The organism is Mesorhizobium sp. M4A.F.Ca.ET.020.02.1.1 (genome assembly GCF_004022645.1).
Taxonomy (GTDB): Bacteria; Pseudomonadota; Alphaproteobacteria; order Rhizobiales; family Rhizobiaceae; genus Mesorhizobium.
Map to the genome: position 1 here is coordinate 1 of NZ_RZOI01001002.1, position 1705 is coordinate 1705.

Annotated in this window: 2 protein-coding genes and 1 pseudogene; all 3 read right to left on the reverse strand. The window is 62.9% G+C overall.

Going from position 1 to position 1705, the window contains the following annotated elements; all coding sequences use genetic code 11:
- A pseudogene (locus EN742_RS39825) lies at positions 1–120 on the reverse strand (YihA family ribosome biogenesis GTP-binding protein); the annotation flags it as partial.
- Positions 120–758: a CatB-related O-acetyltransferase gene (locus tag EN742_RS34135; protein WP_126057169.1), complete on the reverse strand. Its 639-nt coding sequence runs from the start codon at positions 756–758 to the stop codon at positions 120–122. The gene EN742_RS34135 and the pseudogene EN742_RS39825, both read right to left, overlap by 1 nt.
- Before the next feature lie 273 nt (positions 759–1031).
- Positions 1032–1705, reverse strand: a 674-nt coding sequence (gene yidC, locus EN742_RS34140; RefSeq protein ID WP_128333830.1) for a membrane protein insertase YidC, incomplete at its 5' end; no start/stop codon positions are given.

Here is a 1705-nt window from a genome sequence, read left to right on the forward strand (position 1 = left end):
GCGGCCGGCGAAGGCGATCTCCGGCGGTCCTTCCGGCGGCAGGAACTTCATCGCCGGCACGCCGCGGATGAAGACCCAGCCTCGGGTGAACAGGTCGGTGCCGATCACGGTCTTGTCCATCAGACGGCTGCCTCCAGGCGGGCAATGTCGGCGCCCCTGATGGCGTTGAGGTTGCGGCTGATCTTGTCCACCGGCCAGTCCCACCAGGCTGCCATCAGCAGCCGCCGGACCGTCTTGTCGTCGAAGCGCATCTTCACCACCTTGGCCGCGTTGCCGGCAACGATCGCATAGGCCGGCACGTCGTGCGTGACAACCGATTTCGCCGCGACGATGGCGCCATGGCCGATTGTCACCCCGGGCATGATCACCGCATCCATGCCGATCCACACATCGTTGCCGACCACCGTGTCGCCGCGGATCTCCTTCGACCATGTCTTCGGGTCGAAGCCTTCCTCCCAGCCATGGCCGAAGATGTTGAACGGATAGGTCGAGAAGCCCGACATCGCATGGTTGGCGCCGTTCATGATGAAGCGCGCGCCTTCGGCGATGGCGCAGAACTTGCCGATGATCAGTCTGTCGCCGATGAACGGATAGTGGTGCAGCACGCAGCGTTCGGCGAATTTGTCCGGCCCGTCCGGGTCGTCGTAATAGGTGAAGTCGCCGATCTCGATGTTGGGCGCGGTGACCAGCCCTTTCAGGAAGCCGACGCGCGGATGCATCGGGATCGGGTGCTTGATGTTGGGATTGGGTCCGGTCATGGGCTGGCTCCGTCCACCCTTGCGACGAGACGGAGCTTATAGGGGTGTGCGGCGGCGCGGTCTACCTGTGGTGAAGCCGGGGTCCCGCGAAGCAGCGCGGGACCCCGGCCTGCCGGACGACCTCCCAAACACCGGCGTCGCAGCACCGGAAGCCGTCACGGCCTTTTGGGGAGGACTGAAAAAGCCACGATGAATACCTGGCCCGAGTTTCCGGGCGACAACAAAAAACCCGGACGAGCCGGGTTTTTCGAAGACTATTGATCGGGCTGCCGGCTATTCCGCCGGCGAGGGTTTCTTGCGGAACAGCGCCGCCAGATTGTCCCACAATTCGATCTTGGCGCCCTGGCGCTTCATGATCACGCCCTGCTGCAGGATCGACAGCAGGTTGTTCCAGGCCCAGTAGATGACCAGGCCCGCCGGGAAGCCCGCCATCATGAAGGTGAAGATGATCGGCATCCAGGTGAAGATCGCGGCCTGCGTCGGATCCGGCGGCGTCGGGTTCATGCGCATCTGCAGGAACATGGTGACGCCCATCAGCAGCGGCCAGACGCCGATCATAAGCATGTGCGGCAGCGTGATCGGGATCAGGCCGAACAGGTTGAAGATCGAGGTCGGATCCGGCGCGGCAAGGTCCTGGATCCAGCCGAAGAACGGCGCGTGCCGCATCTCGATGGTGATGTAGAGCACCTTGTAGAGCGAGAAGAAGACCGGGATCTGCAGCGCCACCGGCCAGCAGCCGGCCAGCGGATTGATCTTCTCGGTCTTGTAGAGCTCCATCATCGCCTGCTGCTGCTTCATCTTGTCGTCCGCGTATTTCTCGCGGATCTCGAGCATCTTCGGCTGCACCTTCTTCATGTTCGCCATCGACGCATAGGACTTGTTGGCGAGCGGGAAGAAGATGGCCTTGACGATGACGGTGGTGGCGAGGATGGCCAGGCCGAAATTGC

What these genes read in the sequence shown, in the direction of transcription:
- EN742_RS34135 (WP_126057169.1), bottom strand. Translation starts at nt 758, where the DNA reads ATGACCGGACCCAATCCCAACATCAAGCACCCGATCCCGATGCATCCG.